Origin of the sequence: Syntrophothermus sp. (assembly GCF_013314835.1) — a bacterium.
Classification (GTDB): domain Bacteria; phylum Bacillota; class Syntrophomonadia; order Syntrophomonadales; family Syntrophothermaceae; genus Syntrophothermus; species Syntrophothermus lipocalidus.
In genome coordinates this window covers 1-17267 of sequence record NZ_JABUEX010000036.1, presented here as the reverse complement: position 1 = coordinate 17267, position 17267 = coordinate 1, and the positions used below count along the sequence as shown (strand labels likewise).

The window sequence follows — 17267 nt, the reverse complement described above, 5'->3', positions numbered from 1 at the left end:
TGTGTGCATCTGTGGCCCGTTTGCATGGCAGTTCGGTTTTATTGTGACGGAGAGATAACCGTGTATGAGTATGTAGGAAACATTCACTTGCATACTGAGTATTCCGACGGATCCGGTTCCGTTGACAGGGTGGTTGAGGCTGCGGCGCGAGCGGGACTCGATTTCATCGTTATCACCGACCATAACACCCTTCGGGCCAAGGAAGAGGAAGGGTATCATAAGGGTGTCTTGGTACTGGTCGGTATGGAGCTTAATTACAGGTGCAACCATTACTTAGTTCTGAATGTTTCTGAGCCCGTGCCGTCCAATGATAAGGATCCTCAAGCGATTATTGATGAGGTACGGAATAGAGGGGGAATCGGGTTTATCGCTCACCCTGTAGAAAAGGGGTCGCCTTTTTACGAAAAAGGGCTTACTTATCCCTGGACTCAGTGGGACGCAAATGGCTTTACGGGGATCGAGATATGGAACCGTTTGAGTCAGTGGCGGGATGGGTTGCAAAGCGTCGGGAAAGCCGCGTATTTGACAGTGGTGAACCCCCACGCAGCTTTGGTTGGTCCTTATCAGGAAGTGCTCTCCCGCTGGGACGAACTGTTACGGCAAGGCATGGTGGTGGCTATCGGCGGGTCCGACTGTCACGGGATTAACCTAAAGTTGGGACCGGTCAAGCTGGGTATTGACGATTATTATTTGGCCTTTCGCAGCGTCAACACCCATATTCTCAGTCACCGGCCATTGGTGGGAAAATTGGAAACGGATGCGATGGTGGTTTACGACTGCTTAGTGAAAGGGAGTTGTTTTATAGCTTACGATTTTTTTCTGCCATCGCGCGGTTTTTTATTTTGGGCTCAAGACCGGCACCAGACGGCTTTGATGGGACAGTCGATTGCTTTCAAACCAGAATTAAGTCTTTATGCCCGGACGGCTTTCCCGGCTAGAGTCGATGTTATTAGGGATGGGGCTGTTTGCTGGCGGAGTTACGGACGCTACCACTCTTTTAAGGTAGATATGTCCGGTGTTTACCGTGTGGAAGTTTGGCATGAACTGCGGGGACGTTTCCGCCCTTGGATATACTCTAATCCTATTTTTGTTGTCCCTCAGGATTAGCGAAGAACTGACTGATTTTTCTGCGACACGGCTTTATAATTTGAGACCTTGGCCCGATCGGTGATCGGGAACAGTATCAGCACTAGTTTAGACCCGAAGCGTGCTCCAAGCGGATGGAGCATGCTTCGGGAAAGGTTTTCTTAAGAGTTGATGGAATCGGACAAGAGCTGGGCCGCTTCTTTTACCGTGAAGTCGGCGTGAATCAAATGCCAGGCTGCATCGAGCAACTGAGCAGGGTGCGGGCTTTGCCATATGTTTCGGCCCATTACGATGCCGCGAGCTCCTCCTTGCAGGGCGCCGTATATCATTTCCAAGGTGTCGATATCGGTGTCGCATTTCGGACCACCGGCGATCAACACCGGAACCGGGCAGCCAGAGACTACCTTTTCAAAGTCCTTTTCCGTGTAATAGGTTTTAACCATGTCGGCTCCGTGCTCAGCGGCAACCCTGGCTCCCAGGGCTATAAACTGAGCATCATGTTTCTTTTCTCCCACTTCTTTGCCTAGGCCGATAACTCCCAAAAGCGGCATGTTCCAGCGGTGGCATTCCTCTGCTGTTCTTGCTAAACCTAAAAGGGTTTCGTGCTCGTATTGAGAACCGATGAAAGCAGAGACCGCCACGGCATCTGCGGCCAGCGCCAAACCTTCGTTTACCGATGAAACCACTCCTTCACGGGTGATGTCTGGACCTGCGATGGTTGCACCGCCGGAGATGCGAAGTATGACGCCGGGGTTACCGGTAGGATCGAAAGCGTAACGGAAAACGCCTCCGGTCAGCAACCAGGCATCGACCTTACCGGTAGCATCGAGTTCTCTGATGGTTTTCCCAATATCAACAATCCCGGCAATCGGTCCCAAGGCGTACCCGTGATCAATGGCTATTACCAGGCTGCGCCCAGTACCGGGGTTGAGGATGCGCCTCATCCTATAGTCTAATCCGTTCATGATTGTTCCTCCTTTAATTTTCACCAACGAGTCCGACATGAAGCTCTACAGCAAAAGCATGCCTTTAATCATTTCGAGACTCTTGGCTTTTTCTATGGCATCTGTCATAGAATCCAAGGTAAACCTGTGGGTTATGAGGGAATCCGCAGCTATCGCTCCGCTGGCGATGAGATCAACTGCTTGGCGAAAATCCTGAGGGGTCGATGCGAAGCTACCGGTGATAGTGACCTCCTGGTAGTGTACCCAACGCGGATCCACCTGTATAGCGTAGCCTGCTGGAGGTCCCCCAAAAATATTGAATATTCCGCCTTTGCTCACCATGGGCAAAGCTGATTGAATAGCTTGTGGGTTGCCCAGCGAGGTAATTACCACGTTGGCACCATCCCCAGCTGTAATTCTTTTTACTCCTTCAACAGGGTCCTGATCACCCGGATCCAGCACATAGTCTGCACCAAGCATCGAAGCCAGATTTCTTCGGTGAGCTAAGGGCTCGATGATGATAACCCTGGCTCCTACCCATTTAGCCAGCAAGAGGTGAATAAGACCCATGGGACCTGCTCCACAGATGACTACTGTATCTTCGGGCTTGACCCGGTTAGTTTTCAGGGCAGCCAGCCCGCAGGATAGCGGTTCGGCCATAGCGGCAGCCTCAAAGGTTAGGTTTGCGGGGATCTGTACTACGCCCCCAGCCTGTACGATCTGGCGGGGAATTCGTACTAATTCGGCAAATCCCCCGTCTATGCCGTGGGCTAAACCGAATTCGTAGCGGCAAAGGTTATGCCTGTTTTGACGGCAAAAATCACACTGGCCGCAAACGGCGATGGGATAGATGGTTACCCTGTCGCCCAGGTCAATACCTGAGACTCCTTCTCCGAGGGCGATGACTTCCCCAGCTACCTCATGCCCCAGAATTGTGGGCAAGTTCTGGGGCAGGCCTTGGCCCAGCAAAGTCTTAACATCGGTCGCACAGATTCCGGAAGCCCGAACTTTAACTACGATGTCGCCAGGTTCCGGCACAGGTGAGGGAACTTCCTCTACTCGAAAATCATTGATTCCATAAACGAGGAAAGCTTTCATTCAAGAACCCGTCCTTTCTCAAGCTTTATGCAATTCGGCTTCTTCCCACTGGCGAACTTGAATCAAGAGATCGCGTACCTTCAACGGATCCTTGTAGCCGATGGAAGACTCAACTCCGGAGCATAGATCTATACCGGCTGGATTAACGGTGCTAAGGGCTTCTCGGACGTTGCCGGGGTTTATGCCGCCAGCCAGGTAAATCGGAAGCGGGGCCTGAGTCACCAAATTCCGGACTAAGGACCAGTCAGATACCCGGCCAGTTCCACCATACCTGGTCCGGCCTGCAATGACCGCGACCGTATCCAGCACCACGAGGTCGATGCCTTGAGACCGTAATTCGTTGATTTTTGCCAGCAGAGAAGCCAGGTCGAATCGAGCAGATATTTGAACCTCATGATGAGCCCCATGAGCTTCCGGCAAATGCAAGGACTGCCATAAGGCTAGCTCGGGAAAGTCTTTTTTCAGTGAGGCTAGCCGGGCCTGGGGTGCTGGACTTAAGAATTGGATTCCGTAGGGCCGGCAGGCCTGCAGCAACCGGTTAAGGTCTTTCCAATCTGGATCATAGACCAGAACTATTCCCGGGATAGGAGGGTCGGTTAGGAGATTTATCGCCGAATCCAGTGTCTGAGAACGCGGAGAAAAAGAAACATCGAAAATAACTCCGAAGAAATCCGCACCGAGGTCCGCTACTGTGTTCCTATCACCGACTGACGTTATCCCACATATTTTAACCTTGCAGCCACCCTTCATTTTGGTAATTCCTCTCTTGTGAATTCTCGATTATTCTAGCCCCTAAATTATCGACTTCGGTTTCTATAATTCGAGTATTAGGAAAACCGTGATCGCGCAGGTATTTCATAATTCTGTTATATACTAGCGGTTGCTGAGTCAGGGCAAAAGTGGTAGGTCCGACCGAACTCATCCCGGCAACTTCGGCCCCCATCTCGCGAAAAAGACCGATATAATGAAAGATGTGTGCCCCATACAGCCCGTGTTGCTCGCACTCAGCCCGCTTTGAGCCGATGAAAGTCAAGTCAAGTATAGCATCTCCAATAGCTTTGAGGTCGCCTTTTACCATGGCGGGTAAGAGATCCAACAGGATCAGGTGCGCTTTCGTGTTGCACTGGCGAGCATCGAGGTAGCGGGCTCTCCTAAGCAAGAGACCGACTTCGGCTTCGGCAGCTGTGTCTTTACCTGTATATTCGTCTTTCAAACTAGGCACATCGGGTATGATGATGATAGCTTTCGTATTAGGTAGCGGAATACGGTAAATCAATTCAGCATCATCGGAACCGATGGCCATGCCTCCGTGGACTCCCACCATTGCTCCAATGCCGGTCTCGAAGTTGCGAATCAAGTAATCATTGCCGGTAGGGCTTTCTTCGCAAGCATTGTATACCATTACTCGCCGCAACTCCCGGTTGTTGAAAGGCCTCCCCAGGGCTTCGTTGATAGCGATGCAGGCTGCACACATGGTGCCGGAAGATGACCCCAGCCCTACGTGACGTCGCTTGTGATCAAACAGTTCGATATCGAAACCCCCGGGGTACTTGAGGATTTCTTTGAAAACATGAGCAAAGTGCTTGACGATGAGAGGGCGTTCACCTTTTACTGTGATTTCAGGAACGACAGTTGTTCGTACTCTGGCTTGAAAGTATATACCCAAAGCCAGGCCTATTCCGCCTCCTCCTGGTCGGTAAGGGTTAAACCGATTCATATCTAGGACCGATATGTGAAGGCGGGCCGGGACCTTAACTTCTACTTCTCTTTCCACTGCTTCTGAAACTGCACGCGGCGCCACGCCGAAACTTTCTGGAAAGTTTATAAAACTCCTTTCGCCTGGTACAAATTCTTCGAGAACCGAGGTCAGGCAATCGAAGGGGCCACCGATGGTGCTGATTTCGATTCTCTGTTTTTGGGGCTGAAAAGCCAAATTCTGTACATGCATCGTTTTACTCCTTCCTTCCTACCGTATTACGGGTTGTTATTGGTATAGACCGATTAAAGAACAGTAGCCTGATAGCAGGTTTCACACCTCCTTCAGCCCGAGGAAAAGGAGGAGTACAAACAAAAAACACTCCGGTTGGAGTGCAGGTTAAACCGCTGACAACGCGTCGTCGCTGGAGAGACCACGCCGACAAGCGCCGTAACTACCGTCCTACCGTTCCTCAGGCAGTATTTCGTTTTTAAGTGATAACTTGGACTTAAGGTTTGATACTTCCTACCTACTACAATTCTAATGAAAATTATATCTATTGGAGGATTGAACACGCAACAAATTTGTTTGCAAGGTCACGCGATTACTGAGCAGAAAAATGGTCATGGATAAATTAGCAAAATAGTCCTAGGAAACTAAGCGCAGCTGCCAAAAACCCGGTCTGGACAGGGATCTTAGAGGAAGGGAGGGCTTTAAGAAAATATGTGCTACTTTTCACAATGCAGGAGTCGCTTGCTTGTGTTAGAATAAGTGGAGTAAAGTGGAGTAAAGTGGAGCACATTCCCTGTAATCAAACGAGATGGGGCAGAACAAATGTTCTTGGGCGAATATCAACATTTCTTAGATACAAAAGGTCGCATGACCGTACCGGCCAAGTTCAGAGAAGGCTTAGGTGACACTTTTGTTGCGACCAAAGGGTTGGACAACTGCTTGTTTCTATATCCGTGGCCAGAATGGAGGACGTTAGAGCAGAAGCTGAGAAGTCTGCCGTTCACCCGTAAGGATGTGAGGGCTTTTGTTCGTTTTTTCTTTTCCGGAGCTGCGGAGTGCGAGGTGGACAAACAGGGAAGAACGGTCTTGCCGGTTCCACTGAGGGAGTATGCTCGTATCGAAAAGGAAATCGTTATTGTCGGAGTAGGGACCCGGGTTGAGGTTTGGGCCCGAGAACTGTGGGAAAACTACCTCCAGACAGCAGGAGAATCATATGTTGAAATCGCAGAAAACCTTGATGAACTTGGATTCTAGGGGAAGGGTGAAACTTCATGCATGTTCCGGTGCTGTTGGAGGAAGCAGTGTCGATGCTTGCGCTACAACCTGATGGCGTTTACGTCGACTGTACAGTCGGTGGTGGTGGCCATCTCGCATGTCTGGTACAAAAACTGGGAGAGAAGGCCACTATTATCGGGATAGACAAGGATGCGAAGGCGTTGGAAGAGGCGAGAAAAAAGCTAGCTGACGTTTCTTCAAAGCTGATTTTGATTCACGGTGACTTCAGGCGCCTCCAAGTAATACTCAAGATGCACGGCATAAGCGAGATTCATGGCATCGTTCTTGATCTAGGTGTTTCGTCCTTTCAGCTGGATGATGCCAGTCGCGGTTTCAGCTACCAAGAAGAAGGCCCTCTCGATATGAGGATGAATACTGACCAGCAATTATCAGCCTGGCATCTGGTCAATGAATGGTCTGAAGAACGATTAGCCCTGATTATAAGGGAATTGGGTGAAGAACGATACGCTCGGCGTATTGCCCGAGAAATTGTCAGGGAGAGGCAACTGAGGCCTATAAACACCACCTTCGAGCTGGTCGAGGTGATAAAGAGGGCGGTCCCGGCCCAGGCCAAGAAGGATAAGCATCCGGCCCGTCGCACCTTTCAAGCTCTGCGCATAGCCGTGAATGAGGAATTGGAGGCACTCGAGGAGGTGTTGCCACAGGCGGTGGAGGTACTGGCCAGCGAAGGAAGAATAGCAGTTATTACTTTTCATTCGTTAGAGGATCGGATAGTCAAGACTTTTTTCAAGCGTGAGTCTTTGGGATGTCTTTGCCCTCCTGACCAACCGGTTTGTACCTGCAATCACCGGGCACGCTTGAAGATAGTAACCAAAAGGCCAATTACACCAACTGAAGCTGAGCTAGCGCGCAATCCTCGCAGCCGCAGCGCTAAGTTGAGGATAGCCGAAAAGATCTAGAAACCAATAGAAATCTACCGCGAATGGAGGTCGAATAAATTGCCCCAGGCCAATCATATAATGGTGCAAGGATACCCGGTCAGGGCCGGGGTGCCTGTGGTCACTAAAGTGAGGAGGATTACGAAACGACGGAACTTACAGAGTGTTCGCTTGATAGCTATAATCGCCGCCTTGTTCGGGTTGGGCTTGCTAGCGGTTTTCATCCGGTGTCAGCTAGCGGTTTTGGGGTATCAAATAGTTGAGTTAAAGCAGGAGATAGCTGACTTGGATCAACAAAACCGGCACTTGGAGTTACGAATTGCCGAATTGAGTTCGCCTTCGCGTATCGAGACGTTGGCAGTTACCAAGCTGGGCATGTGCAAACCGGACGAAGTTCAGGTGGTTGCTTTGAAGGAAGAAGTTCCGGTCGTTCCAGTCGAGAGCCTCAGCCGTCCGAAGACTGTCGGTCAGGCCAAAGAAAAGCCGCTGGAAAAACTGTACCGGGTAGTTGTAAGATTAGGGTCAAGTGCCAGCAAAAAGACGCTGGGGATGATAGACTAGAATACTGCCTGGGGCAAGGGAACTAGTCGTTCAAAGGGTGATATTTCTGGCGTTGACTGGGGGATGGAGTTCATGCAAACTACCAACCTCGCCATCAGGAAGCGTATTGTCACGCTTTTTTTATTCTTCATACTGGGATTTTTGGGACTGATGGGAAGGATGTTTTGGGTACAGATTGTCAGGGGCGCTGAACTGTCGGAGAAAGCACTCGAAAACCGCATGCGCGACGTTCCGGTGAAGGCCAAGCGAGGTGTAGTTTATGATCGCAATGGTCGGGAACTGGCGATATCAGTGAGTGCCGACTCCGTCTATGCTAATCCGGCCGAAGTACGCAAGTCGGGAAGGGCTGAAGAAATAGCCCATACTCTGGCTCAAATACTGGGGTTGGAAGAAGAAAACGTCTACCAGCGGATAACCAAGGTGTCAGGATTTGAGTGGATTAAACGCCAGGTAGACTTTAAGACTTCGGCCCAGCTAAAGAAACTGGATTTGCCTGGGATAGGATTAGTAGAGGAGAGCAGACGTTTTTATCCTAAAAAGAGCTTGGCTTGTCATGTTTTGGGAATAAGCAGCATAGACAACATAGGGTTAGAAGGCGTAGACCGGCAGTACAACGATATAATCGGCGGTATACCGGGGCGGATTGTCATAGAACATGACGCCGTAGGCCGGGAGATACCGGAGGCAACTCACAGGTATATTCCGCCTACAGACGGAGCCAGCGTGGTGTTGACCATAGATGAAACTATTCAGTACATAGTGGAACGGGAACTGGACAGGGTCTGGGAAGCCAGGAAACCGAAAGGGGCTATAGCTGTAGTCATGGACCCGAGAACCGGAGAGGTGCTGGCTATGGCCAACCGTCCCTGTTTCGACCCCAACGATTACAAGCAGTACCCAGAGGTTAATCGCCGCAATCTCGCCATATGGTATGCCTATGAACCAGGCTCCACTATGAAGATCGTGACGGCAGCCGCTGGGTTGGAAGAAGGGGTAGTGCGGCCTAACAGCCGGTTTTTCTGCCCAGGGTCCATCAAAGTGGGCAAGGAAACGATATCATGCTCACAGGGGCGCGCGCACGGCGCGCAGACATTTGTTGAAGTGGTCGAGCATTCCTGTAATGTGGGGTTCGTCAGTTTAGGATTAGAGTTGGGGCTTGACAAGTACTACCAGTATCTAAATGCTTTTGGCTTTGGCCAAAAAACAGGGATTGACCTACCAGGTGAAGCCAAAGGAATTCTGGTTCCGCGTACCCGTGCCAAACAAATCGATTTGGCCACCATGGCTATGGGGCAAGCCAATGCGGTTACCCCTATTCAGCTTTTAACGGCGGTTTCTACGGTTGCCAACGATGGGGTTATGATGAAACCACACTTGCTGAAAGAGGTGTTAGATGCCGATGGTAAGGTGGTAAAGAGAGTCGAACCGGAACCGGTTAGACAGGTTATATCTAAAGCCACGGCTCGGGAATTGGCCTTGATACTGGAGGGAGTTGTGCAAAACGGAACTGGCCAGAACGCTTATATTGAAGGGTACCGAGTGGCTGGCAAAACGGGAACTGCCCAGAAGATATCGCCTTCCGGAGGTTATCTCCCTAACGAATATGTAGCTTCTTTTGTAGGATTTGCTCCGGCTAACAACCCCAGGCTGGCCTGTATAGTTGTAATCGACGCTCCTCAGGGTTATCCTTATTATGGTGGTACAGTGGCTGCGCCGGTTTTCAGGGAGATCATGCGCGATTCATTGCGATACCTTGAAGTGCCTTTACAAGGTGTGCCTAAGGTTGAAAAAGGCGAGACGAAAGAAACGGTATCTGTCCCCGATGTCGTTAACCTAACCTTGGATGATGCCCTTACTATTATAAAGCGCCAGGGGCTCGAAGTGCAGGTGGAGGGCTCAGGGGACCTGATATGGAGCCAGGCTCCCCGGGCTTACTCGAAAGTCAAGAAGGGTACCAAGGTTATAGTTTATCTGTCAGAAGTGAATCAACAGGCAGGAGAAGAAGAGGTTACCGTTCCCGATTTACAGGGGAAATCCATGCGTGAGGTTGCCCGTATACTGGCGAAAATTGGCTTGCACATGGAACCGCAGGGCTACGGGTTGGCAGCGAAGCAAAACCCAGCTCCGGGAGCCATGGTTAAGTCGGGATCGGTTGTGGTGGTGGAGTTTGGGCCTGCACCTTGAACAGCGAGCTGCTGCAGGCAGAGCCCAAATCAGGTATGAGGTAAGTCTTGAGGAGGCAGAGATGGCGAGATTGGAGAATCTTATCAGCGGACTCGAAGTTATAGAGACTTCGGGTGACCTGGATAAGGAAATCAAAGGGGTCCAATACGATTCTCGTAAAATTGAGCCAGGTTATCTTTTTGTTTGTATTCCGGGATTCAAGGTTGACGGGCATGACTACGTTCTCCCAGCGGTGGGAGCGGGAGCCATAGCCCTTCTTGTCGAAAAACCGGTCGCAGGAACACAAGGGGTGACTGTGGTGAGGGTTAAAGATACTCGCAAAGCCCTTCCTATAGTTGCTTCCAATTTTTATGGGGCTCCTTCACGGCAATTACGATTGATAGGGGTAACCGGGACTAACGGAAAGACGACCACCACTCATTTGATCACTTCGGTCTTAGAAGAGGCGGGGTATCAAGTGGGAATTTTAGGAACCCTTTATGCCCGCTGGAGGGGAAAGCAGGAAAGCATGGCCCATACTACCCCCGAGTCGGTCGATCTAGAACGATTTATACGCCGGGTGGTGGACGAAGGTGGCGACTACACGGTTATGGAGGTTTCTTCCCATGCCCTGGATTTGGGCAGGGTCGATTGTTTAGACTTTGACGCGGCGGTATTTACTAACCTTACTCAGGACCATCTTGATTACCATCGTACAATGGACGATTACAGGGAAGCAAAGCTAAAACTGTTTCGCAGACTGAAGAACAAAGACGGTCACTTTGCCGTCATAAACCGGGATGATCCTTCTTGGACTGTGTTCAGAGATGCTACTCCTAGCCGGGTTGTGACTTACGGAATTACGGACGAAGCCGCGGTTAGAGCCACCGAGGTTCGAGTCGAACCCGAGGGGTCTTGTTTTACTCTAAAATGGCCTGAAGGAGATCTGCGGTTAAGTCTCAACCTATCCGGTTGGTTCAACGTTTCCAATGCCTTGGCGGCAGCTGCCTTTGCTTTGAAAGAAGGCATTTCTCCCGAGGTTATAAAGCGGGGCCTAGAGAAGGTATCAGGAATCCCGGGAAGGTTCGAGACCGTTAAGTGTGGGCAAGACTTTACGGTCATTGTTGACTACGCTCATACTCCCGATGGACTGGAGAATATCCTTAAGACCGCCCGGGCTATCGCGAAGAAGCGGATCATCACAGTTTTTGGCTGCGGAGGGGACAGAGACAGAGGCAAGCGGCCGCTTATGGGGAAAATAGCTGCGGAGTACAGCGATTTTAGTATAATAACTTCGGATAACCCTCGTAGCGAGGACCCCTTGGCTATAATCGAAGACATAGTTACAGGAGTTAAGAAGGTTCCTAACAGCAGATACACCGTAATAGCCGATCGTAGGGTGGCCATAGGTCAGGCTATCAATATGGCCCAGGCGGAAGACATGGTTATCATAGCGGGGAAAGGGCACGAGACCTACCAGTTGTTAAAAGATGAGGTACTGCCGTTTGATGACCGGGAAGTTGCGAAGGAGTTCATAAAGGAGCGTCTTCAAAGTGTACAGTAGACTCTTGGATATTGCGCGGGCAATTGAAGGTAACATCATACAAGGCAGGCCCGATATAGAAATAACAGGCGTGAGCCTCAATTCGCGCCGCTCGGGCCACGGAGATGTCTTTTTTGCTTTAAAAGGGGATAGACATGACGGGCATGATTTCGTCCCGGAGGCCTTAAGGAACGGAGCATTAGCTGCTGTTGTCAGCCGTCCAGTGTCTTTGCCTCAGGGCCTGGGAGAGAGAGGGCTCATATCGGTTAGGGATGTGAAAAAGGCATTGCAGATGCTAGCTCGTTGGCACCGGCAAAGGTTCAAGCTACACCTGGTTGGGGTTACTGGAAGTGTCGGTAAAACCACGACTAAAGATCTGACCGCTACCTGTTTGGAAGCGAGGTTTCAGACCCTTAAAACGGAAGGAAATTATAACAACGAAATCGGGGTTCCGCTTACACTGCTGAGATTGGACCACAGGTATGAAGCTTGTGTGGTAGAGATGGCCATGCGTAACCTGGGTGAGATAGAAGAGTTAGCATCGATAGCTTTGCCGACGTGCGGCATCATTGTTAACGTAGAACCGGTACATTTGGAAAATCTGGGGAGCATGGAAAGAATAGCTCAGGCCAAGTGCGAGTTATTTAAGTATGTGGACGAGCGGGGATTCGTCGCCATTAATGGTGACAATCCTCTACTGGTTGAAGCGGCTGAAAAGTATGCGGTTAAAAAGGTTCGCTTTGGGTGGGGTGCAAACTGTGATGACCGCATGCTGGATGTGAATTCTTCCAGCGAGGAGACCAGGATAAAAGCGAGCCTTGCCGGGCAGGCGGCAGAGTTTTGTCTGCCTTTCCCAGGTTCGCATCTTGCTTATAATGTCATTGCAGCAGCAGGGGTTGCCGTGCGCCTAGGGGTAGACCTGGCGGATATCCAGTCTAAAATACGTTCTTTTGCCCCTTCCAGCCGGAGGTTGAACATCAAAACTGGGCTGGGAGGTATTACCATCATCGACGATTGCTACAACGCTAACCCGGTATCGATGAAAGCGGGGTTGGAAGTGTTATCGGATGTTGCAGCCGGCCGCTATAGAGTTGCTGTGCTGGGTGATATGTATGAATTGGGCAGTTATGAGGTACAGGGGCACCGAGAGGTTGGCTACAAAGCAGCTGAGCTTGGTGTAGAGCGTTTGGTAACCGTTGGGGAGTTGGCCAGGCATATTGGGGTGGCGGCGAAAGAAGCCGGTTTGGACAAGGAGAGGATACTGCATTTTTCTGATAAAGAACTGGCAATCGCTTATTTGAAGTCAGACTTGCCGGCGGAGGCTGTAGTATTGATCAAGGCTTCCCGGGGTATGCACATGGAAGACATAGTACAAGAGTTAGAGGTTTGAGCAATTTAAGCGATTGGAGCAGGGCGGAGGTTTTGTCGGTGCATGGGATTGTGACAGACACGGTGGTAGCTGCCGGGATATCGATCCTTATCTGTGTGGTGATGGGACCCTTTGTCATCCCGCTTCTGCGCAGACTCAGAGCTGGACAGAGTATCAGGGATGACGGGCCTAAACGTCATTTGGCTAAAGCCGGTACCCCTACTATGGGGGGCATTATGATGATCACGGCAGTCTTATTCGCTTCCCTTATCCTGGCAGGGAATAGTCTTGAGGTGCTGGCTTGTGTGCTGGTTACAGTGGCTTTTGGAGCCGTGGGATTCTGGGACGATTACATTAAAGTGGTGCTGAAAAGATCCCTCGGTTTAAGGGCGCGAGAAAAACTTGGCCTGCAACTGCTCATTAGCTTGATATTCGGATTCATACTGGTTGTGGTCCTGGGAAGAGGAACCGAGGTGGCAGTTCCTTTTACCGGCTTCAGTGTTGAGCTGGGACCTTTTTATATGGTACTGCTAGTTTTGGTATTAATCAGCACTGCCAATGCCGTAAACCTCACCGACGGGTTAGATGGATTAGCGGCCGGAGTAACCTTTTTTGTGGCTTTGGGGTATGTGGTAATAAGTATTGCAACTTCTCATTTCAGCCTGGCCGTTTTTTCGGGGGCTCTAGCCGGGGCCTGTCTCGGATTTCTGATCTTTAACCATTATCCTGCTCGTGTGTTCATGGGTGACACTGGGTCAATGGCCTTGGGAGGGGCGGTTGCCGCTCTAGCTGCCATTACTAAGTCTGAGATAGCCCTTCTGGTCATCGGGGGGCTATATGTACTGGAAGCCTTGAGTGTTATAGTTCAGGTGCTATCTTTTCAGCTGACTGGCCGGCGTGTCTTTTTAATGGCTCCTTTGCACCACCATTTTGAGCTCAAGGGTTGGTCGGAGGCAAAAGTGGTTTTGGTTTTTTGGACAGTATCGCTTGCTTTTGTGGTGCTGGGACTACTAGGTTTTAGAAACCTGGGGTAGGGGTGACTTTGTACGATGAAAATCAGGGGTAAAAGGTTTATTGTAATAGGTTTGGCTAAAAGCGGGGTAGCTGTTGCCCGGACGCTGGCCCGAAGAGGAGGAAGGGTTACGGTTTATGATCAGAAGGCAGAAGAGCAGCTAGGAAAAGCTTTGGCAGAGCTGGCGGAATTCGACGTGAAAAAGGTGCTAGGAGAAGAACTGACGATTAAGCCAGGGGAGTATGACTTGGCGGTGGTTAGTCCCGGGGTATCCATGGACGCGGAAGTGGTACGGCGGGTGATTAAAGCGGGTACTCCGGTCATAGGAGAGATCGAGCTGGCTTACCGTTTGAAAAACGATGCAGTAGAAATAGTAGCAATAACCGGGACCAATGGAAAAACTACTACTACAGCTCTTGTAGCAGAGATACTCGACAAATCTGGTGTCAATACCGCTGCATGTGGTAACATCGGGGTTCCTTTGATATCGGTTATTGACGAGATAGAGCAGGGGGTAGTCTCGGTAGAGGTTTCGAGCTTCCAGTTGGAGACGATCAGGGAGTTTCACCCTCGAGTAGCGGCTGTTCTAAACATAACCCCCGATCATCTCGACCGTCACGGTACTATGGAACAATACGTGGAAGCCAAAGCCAAGATCTTGAGCAATCAGGGTCCGGACGATTTTTCGGTGTTGAACTACGAAGATGCCTGGGTTAGGAGACTGAAAACTGAAGCCAAGTCTCAAGTCATCTTTTTCTCTACAGCCCGGAGGTTGCCTCGCGGGGTTTATGTGGAAGATGGTAAAATAAAGGCCCGGTTGTATGATGATGAGGTAGTTATCTGTCCGAGGGAGAATGTTGCCCTACGCGGGGAGCACAACCTTGAAAACGTGCTGTGCGCTGTCGGGATAGCCATAGCTCTGGGTGTTAAACCAGATACTATCGCGGACACTTTGCGTAGTTTCAAGGGAGTGAGGCACCGGCTGGAAGAAGTCAGGCGAGTAAATGGTGTGCTCTATGTAAACGACTCAAAAGGTACTAACCCAGAATCGACCATTAAGGCCCTGCAGGCGTTTCAGGAACCGGTGATCCTTATTGCCGGAGGAAGAAACAAAGGGGCGGATTTCACTGTCTTGTCCCGGGTGATAAAGGATAAAGTCAGGCACCTGGTGTTGGTGGGTGAAGCCAGTCTTCTAATCAGGGAAAAAGTACTGGAACAGGGATTTCAGCATATAGATGTGGCAAAAAGCTTCGAAGAGGCTGTTTATAGAGCAAAAGAATTGGCCCGGCCCGGGGACGTAGTCTTACTATCTCCAGCCTGTGCGAGCTGGGACATGTTCAACAGTTTCGAAGAGCGAGGAGATCTGTTTTGCCAACTGGTAAATTCCCTGGAGGAGGAACGGGTTTGAGAAGGAAACAAGGGCCTCCAGACTTTGTTCTTTTCATAACCACGCTGATGCTGATAGCTATAGGCGTAATAATGGTCTTTAGCTCCAGTTCGGTTACCGCCAACGTGCGCTATCACGATCCCTATTATTTTTTTAAACGCCAGGTTTTATGGGTGGCAATTGCTTTGCCGGTCATGTGGGTAGTCACCAAGATAAACTATTCGCGGCTAAAGGACTTAGCAGTTCCAGCCCTAATAGTGGCGTTGGTATGCTTGATACTGGTTCTGTTCACTCCTTCGGTAAAGGGCTCGACCCGCTGGTTGGGCGTAGGGTTCTTGAGGTTTAACCCTTCTGAGATGGCCAAACTGTGCCTGGTGCTGTTTCTAGCCTCAAGCCTTAGCCAAAATACGGAGAGATTGTCTTCTCTAACCCGAGGTATTTTCCCTTATGTGCTATTTATCGGAGTCATTTGCTTGTTAGTTATGATGCAACCCGATTTAGGCACCACTTTTATCATCCTGGTTACCGCTTTGACCATGCTGGCCATGGCCGGGGCCCGGATGACTCATATGGGTCTATTAGGGATGGCCGGAGCCGTTTTGGTGGCAGTTGCTATTTTTTTCGAGAGCTACCGGCTCAAGCGGTTTCTTGCCTTCCTTGATCCCTGGAAGGATCCGAGTGGCTCCGGTTTTCAGACCATCCAATCCTTGTACGCCCTGGGCTCTGGGGGTTTGTTCGGGATGGGGCTGGGGCGCAGCCGCCAAAAATTCTTTTACCTGCCGGAACAGCACACGGATTTCATTTTCGCTATACTGGGGGAGGAATTGGGTTTTCTCGGAACCAGTCTGGTTTTAATGTTGTTCCTGTTGCTGGCCTGGAGAGGTTATAGAATTGCCTTGAACGCTCCAGATAATTTCGGGGCACTGCTGGCAGCCGGCATAACCACCATGATTGTGTTTCAAGCGGCGGTGAATATAGGAGTGGTTTCAGGAGTCCTACCGGTGACGGGAATACCACTACCTTTTATTAGTTATGGCGGATCATCTTTGCTTTTTATTCTAATAGGGGTAGGACTTTTATTGAACATCTCTCGTTACGCCGGTTACCGTTGAGTGAGGTGAGTGAATTGAAGATGGTGATAGCAGGGGGGGGAACCGGAGGACATCTATACCCGGCTCTGGCGATCGCCAGAGGGGTGAAAGCGAAGGTTCCCTCTATTAATGTGCTCTTCATAGGCACTAAGAAAGGGTTGGAGAGCAGGATTATCCCGCAAACCGAATTCCGGTTACAAACCATAGATATAGAGGGATTGAATCGGAACTCAATGCTTAAAGCGGTTCGTTCCTTACTAAAGGTCCCGCAAGGATTCTGGCGAGCCTGGACGATTCTCAGGGATTTTGCACCGGACGTGGTGGTAGGAACTGGGGGATACGTGTCTTACCCGGTTGTGATGGCAGCGAATCTTATGGGTATTAAGACGGTTATTCACGAGCAAAACGCTTTTCCCGGCTTGGCCAACAGGCTGTTAGCCAAGAGAGCTGACTGGGTCTTGCTGAGTTTTGAAGAGGCTAGAAAGTACTTGCAGGCCAGAAGGGTGGTAGTAACCGGGCTCCCGGTTCGCAGCGAAATCATGGAAACCACCAAGAAACAAGGACTTGAGCAGTTCGGTTTTTCGCCCTCAGTCTTTACTTTGGTGGCGTTTGGAGGCAGCTTGGGGGCGGCAAGCATCAATTCAGCCATGTTACAGGTGGTTGAACGATATATAATGGAAAAAGTACAAATATTATGGATAACTGGAGAAAACGGGTATCAGAATATAAAAGACAACATAGCTCCTGCAGTGTGGGAAAGCGCGACCTTGAGCCTGAGACTTCTTCCTTATTTGCAGCAAATGGAGTACGCTTTGGTTGCTGCTGATTTGGCTGTTTGCCGGGCCGGTGCCGCTACCCTATCTGAGCTTGCAGTGGTAGGCTTACCGGCGATACTGGTTCCCTACCCGTATTCTGCTGAAAATCACCAGGAAAAAAATGCTCGAAGCCTTGCAGCTAGAGGAGCAGCCGAGGTGATAATTGACGAGTTTCTGGACGGAGATGTACTGTTTAAGAAGATAGAAGAATTGAGAAATAATCCGGTAAGATTAAAAGAAATGTCTGCCAAGATGAAAGCGCAAGGCAAACCAGAAGCTCTCGCCCAGATAGTTGATATAGTTGTTAGTTGCTTGC

General features: G+C 50.2%; 15 protein-coding genes. 11 read left to right on the top strand and 4 right to left on the bottom strand.

Going from position 1 to position 17267, the window contains the following annotated elements; all coding sequences use genetic code 11:
* Positions 1 to 24 precede the first annotated feature (24 nt).
* Entirely contained in the window at positions 25 to 1107 is a 1083-nt protein-coding gene (locus tag HPY90_RS10905; protein WP_287194436.1) for a CehA/McbA family metallohydrolase, read from the top strand.
* 140 nt (positions 1108 to 1247) lie between these two features.
* On the opposite strand, the gene HPY90_RS10900 is transcribed toward HPY90_RS10905, so the two are convergent.
* Genes HPY90_RS10900 through HPY90_RS10885 form a run of 4 tightly spaced genes read right to left on the bottom strand, consistent with a single transcriptional unit; the run spans position 1248 to position 5076 of the window.
* On the bottom strand, positions 1248 to 2051 hold the full coding sequence (locus HPY90_RS10900) for a class I fructose-bisphosphate aldolase (protein WP_287194434.1): 804 nt from the start codon (positions 2049 to 2051) through the stop codon (positions 1248 to 1250).
* A gap of 45 nt (positions 2052 to 2096) precedes the next feature.
* Positions 2097 to 3128 (bottom strand): zinc-dependent dehydrogenase, encoded by a 1032-nt coding sequence (locus HPY90_RS10895; protein ID WP_287194432.1) that lies wholly within the window; start codon positions 3126 to 3128, stop codon positions 2097 to 2099.
* Between the two features lie 18 nt (positions 3129 to 3146).
* Positions 3147 to 3878, bottom strand: a complete 732-nt coding sequence (locus HPY90_RS10890; protein ID WP_287194430.1) for a phosphoribosylanthranilate isomerase — start codon at positions 3876 to 3878, stop codon at positions 3147 to 3149.
* Complete coding sequence (locus tag HPY90_RS10885; RefSeq protein WP_273698954.1) at positions 3856 to 5076, bottom strand: GHMP family kinase ATP-binding protein; 1221 nt, start codon at positions 5074 to 5076, stop codon at positions 3856 to 3858. The genes HPY90_RS10890 and HPY90_RS10885 overlap by 23 nt, the downstream gene beginning before the upstream one ends.
* A gap of 582 nt (positions 5077 to 5658) precedes the next feature.
* On the opposite strand from HPY90_RS10885, the gene mraZ reads away from it, so the two are divergent.
* The 10 genes from mraZ to murG form a co-directional block, all read left to right on the top strand.
* Positions 5659 to 6090: a division/cell wall cluster transcriptional repressor MraZ gene (mraZ, locus tag HPY90_RS10880; RefSeq protein WP_013174968.1), complete on the top strand. Its 432-nt coding sequence runs from the start codon at positions 5659 to 5661 to the stop codon at positions 6088 to 6090.
* Between the two features lie 17 nt (positions 6091 to 6107).
* Positions 6108 to 7031: a 16S rRNA (cytosine(1402)-N(4))-methyltransferase RsmH gene (gene rsmH / locus HPY90_RS10875; protein ID WP_273698955.1), complete on the top strand. Its 924-nt coding sequence runs from the start codon at positions 6108 to 6110 to the stop codon at positions 7029 to 7031.
* Between the two features lie 39 nt (positions 7032 to 7070).
* Positions 7071 to 7571 (top strand): cell division protein FtsL, encoded by a 501-nt coding sequence (gene ftsL, locus HPY90_RS10870; RefSeq protein WP_273698956.1) that lies wholly within the window; start codon positions 7071 to 7073, stop codon positions 7569 to 7571.
* A gap of 72 nt (positions 7572 to 7643) precedes the next feature.
* The gene (locus tag HPY90_RS10865; RefSeq protein WP_287194427.1) at positions 7644 to 9755 is read left to right on the top strand and encodes a stage V sporulation protein D; all 2112 of its coding nucleotides are present in this window, start codon (positions 7644 to 7646) and stop codon (positions 9753 to 9755) included.
* 61 nt (positions 9756 to 9816) lie between these two features.
* Positions 9817 to 11298 (top strand): UDP-N-acetylmuramoyl-L-alanyl-D-glutamate--2,6-diaminopimelate ligase, encoded by a 1482-nt coding sequence (locus HPY90_RS10860; protein WP_273698958.1) that lies wholly within the window; start codon positions 9817 to 9819, stop codon positions 11296 to 11298.
* A complete protein-coding gene (locus HPY90_RS10855) occupies positions 11288 to 12667 on the top strand; it encodes a UDP-N-acetylmuramoyl-tripeptide--D-alanyl-D-alanine ligase (RefSeq protein ID WP_287194424.1) in 1380 nt (459 codons plus the stop codon). Before HPY90_RS10860 ends, HPY90_RS10855 begins: the two co-directional genes overlap by 11 nt.
* Before the next feature lie 38 nt (positions 12668 to 12705).
* Positions 12706 to 13680, top strand: coding sequence for a phospho-N-acetylmuramoyl-pentapeptide-transferase (gene mraY / locus HPY90_RS10850; protein ID WP_287194422.1), 975 nt, complete (start codon positions 12706 to 12708; stop codon positions 13678 to 13680).
* A gap of 15 nt (positions 13681 to 13695) precedes the next feature.
* Complete coding sequence (murD, locus tag HPY90_RS10845) at positions 13696 to 15066, top strand: UDP-N-acetylmuramoyl-L-alanine--D-glutamate ligase (protein WP_287194420.1); 1371 nt, start codon at positions 13696 to 13698, stop codon at positions 15064 to 15066.
* Positions 15063 to 16157 carry a putative lipid II flippase FtsW gene (gene ftsW, locus HPY90_RS10840; RefSeq protein WP_013174976.1) on the top strand — a complete coding sequence of 365 codons (1095 nt, stop codon included), beginning with the start codon at positions 15063 to 15065 and terminating at the stop codon, positions 16155 to 16157. The genes murD and ftsW overlap by 4 nt, the downstream gene beginning before the upstream one ends.
* A gap of 20 nt (positions 16158 to 16177) precedes the next feature.
* Positions 16178 to 17267: undecaprenyldiphospho-muramoylpentapeptide beta-N-acetylglucosaminyltransferase (gene murG / locus HPY90_RS10835; RefSeq protein ID WP_287194441.1), on the top strand; the 1090-nt coding region annotated here is incomplete at its 3' end.

What these genes read in the sequence shown, in the direction of transcription:
- HPY90_RS10885 (WP_273698954.1), bottom strand. Translation starts at nt 5,076, where the DNA reads ATGCATGTACAGAATTTGGCTTTTCAGCCCCAAAAACAGAGAATCGAA.
- HPY90_RS10865 (WP_287194427.1), top strand. Translation starts at nt 7,644, where the DNA reads ATGCAAACTACCAACCTCGCCATCAGGAAGCGTATTGTCACGCTTTTT.
- HPY90_RS10900 (WP_287194434.1), bottom strand. Translation starts at nt 2,051, where the DNA reads ATGAACGGATTAGACTATAGGATGAGGCGCATCCTCAACCCCGGTACT.
- mraZ (WP_013174968.1), top strand. Translation starts at nt 5,659, where the DNA reads ATGTTCTTGGGCGAATATCAACATTTCTTAGATACAAAAGGTCGCATG.
- rsmH (WP_273698955.1), top strand. Translation starts at nt 6,108, where the DNA reads ATGCATGTTCCGGTGCTGTTGGAGGAAGCAGTGTCGATGCTTGCGCTA.
- murD (WP_287194420.1), top strand. Translation starts at nt 13,696, where the DNA reads ATGAAAATCAGGGGTAAAAGGTTTATTGTAATAGGTTTGGCTAAAAGC.
- HPY90_RS10860 (WP_273698958.1), top strand. Translation starts at nt 9,817, where the DNA reads ATGGCGAGATTGGAGAATCTTATCAGCGGACTCGAAGTTATAGAGACT.
- HPY90_RS10895 (WP_287194432.1), bottom strand. Translation starts at nt 3,128, where the DNA reads ATGAAAGCTTTCCTCGTTTATGGAATCAATGATTTTCGAGTAGAGGAA.
- HPY90_RS10890 (WP_287194430.1), bottom strand. Translation starts at nt 3,878, where the DNA reads ATGAAGGGTGGCTGCAAGGTTAAAATATGTGGGATAACGTCAGTCGGT.
- HPY90_RS10905 (WP_287194436.1), top strand. Translation starts at nt 25, where the DNA reads ATGGCAGTTCGGTTTTATTGTGACGGAGAGATAACCGTGTATGAGTAT.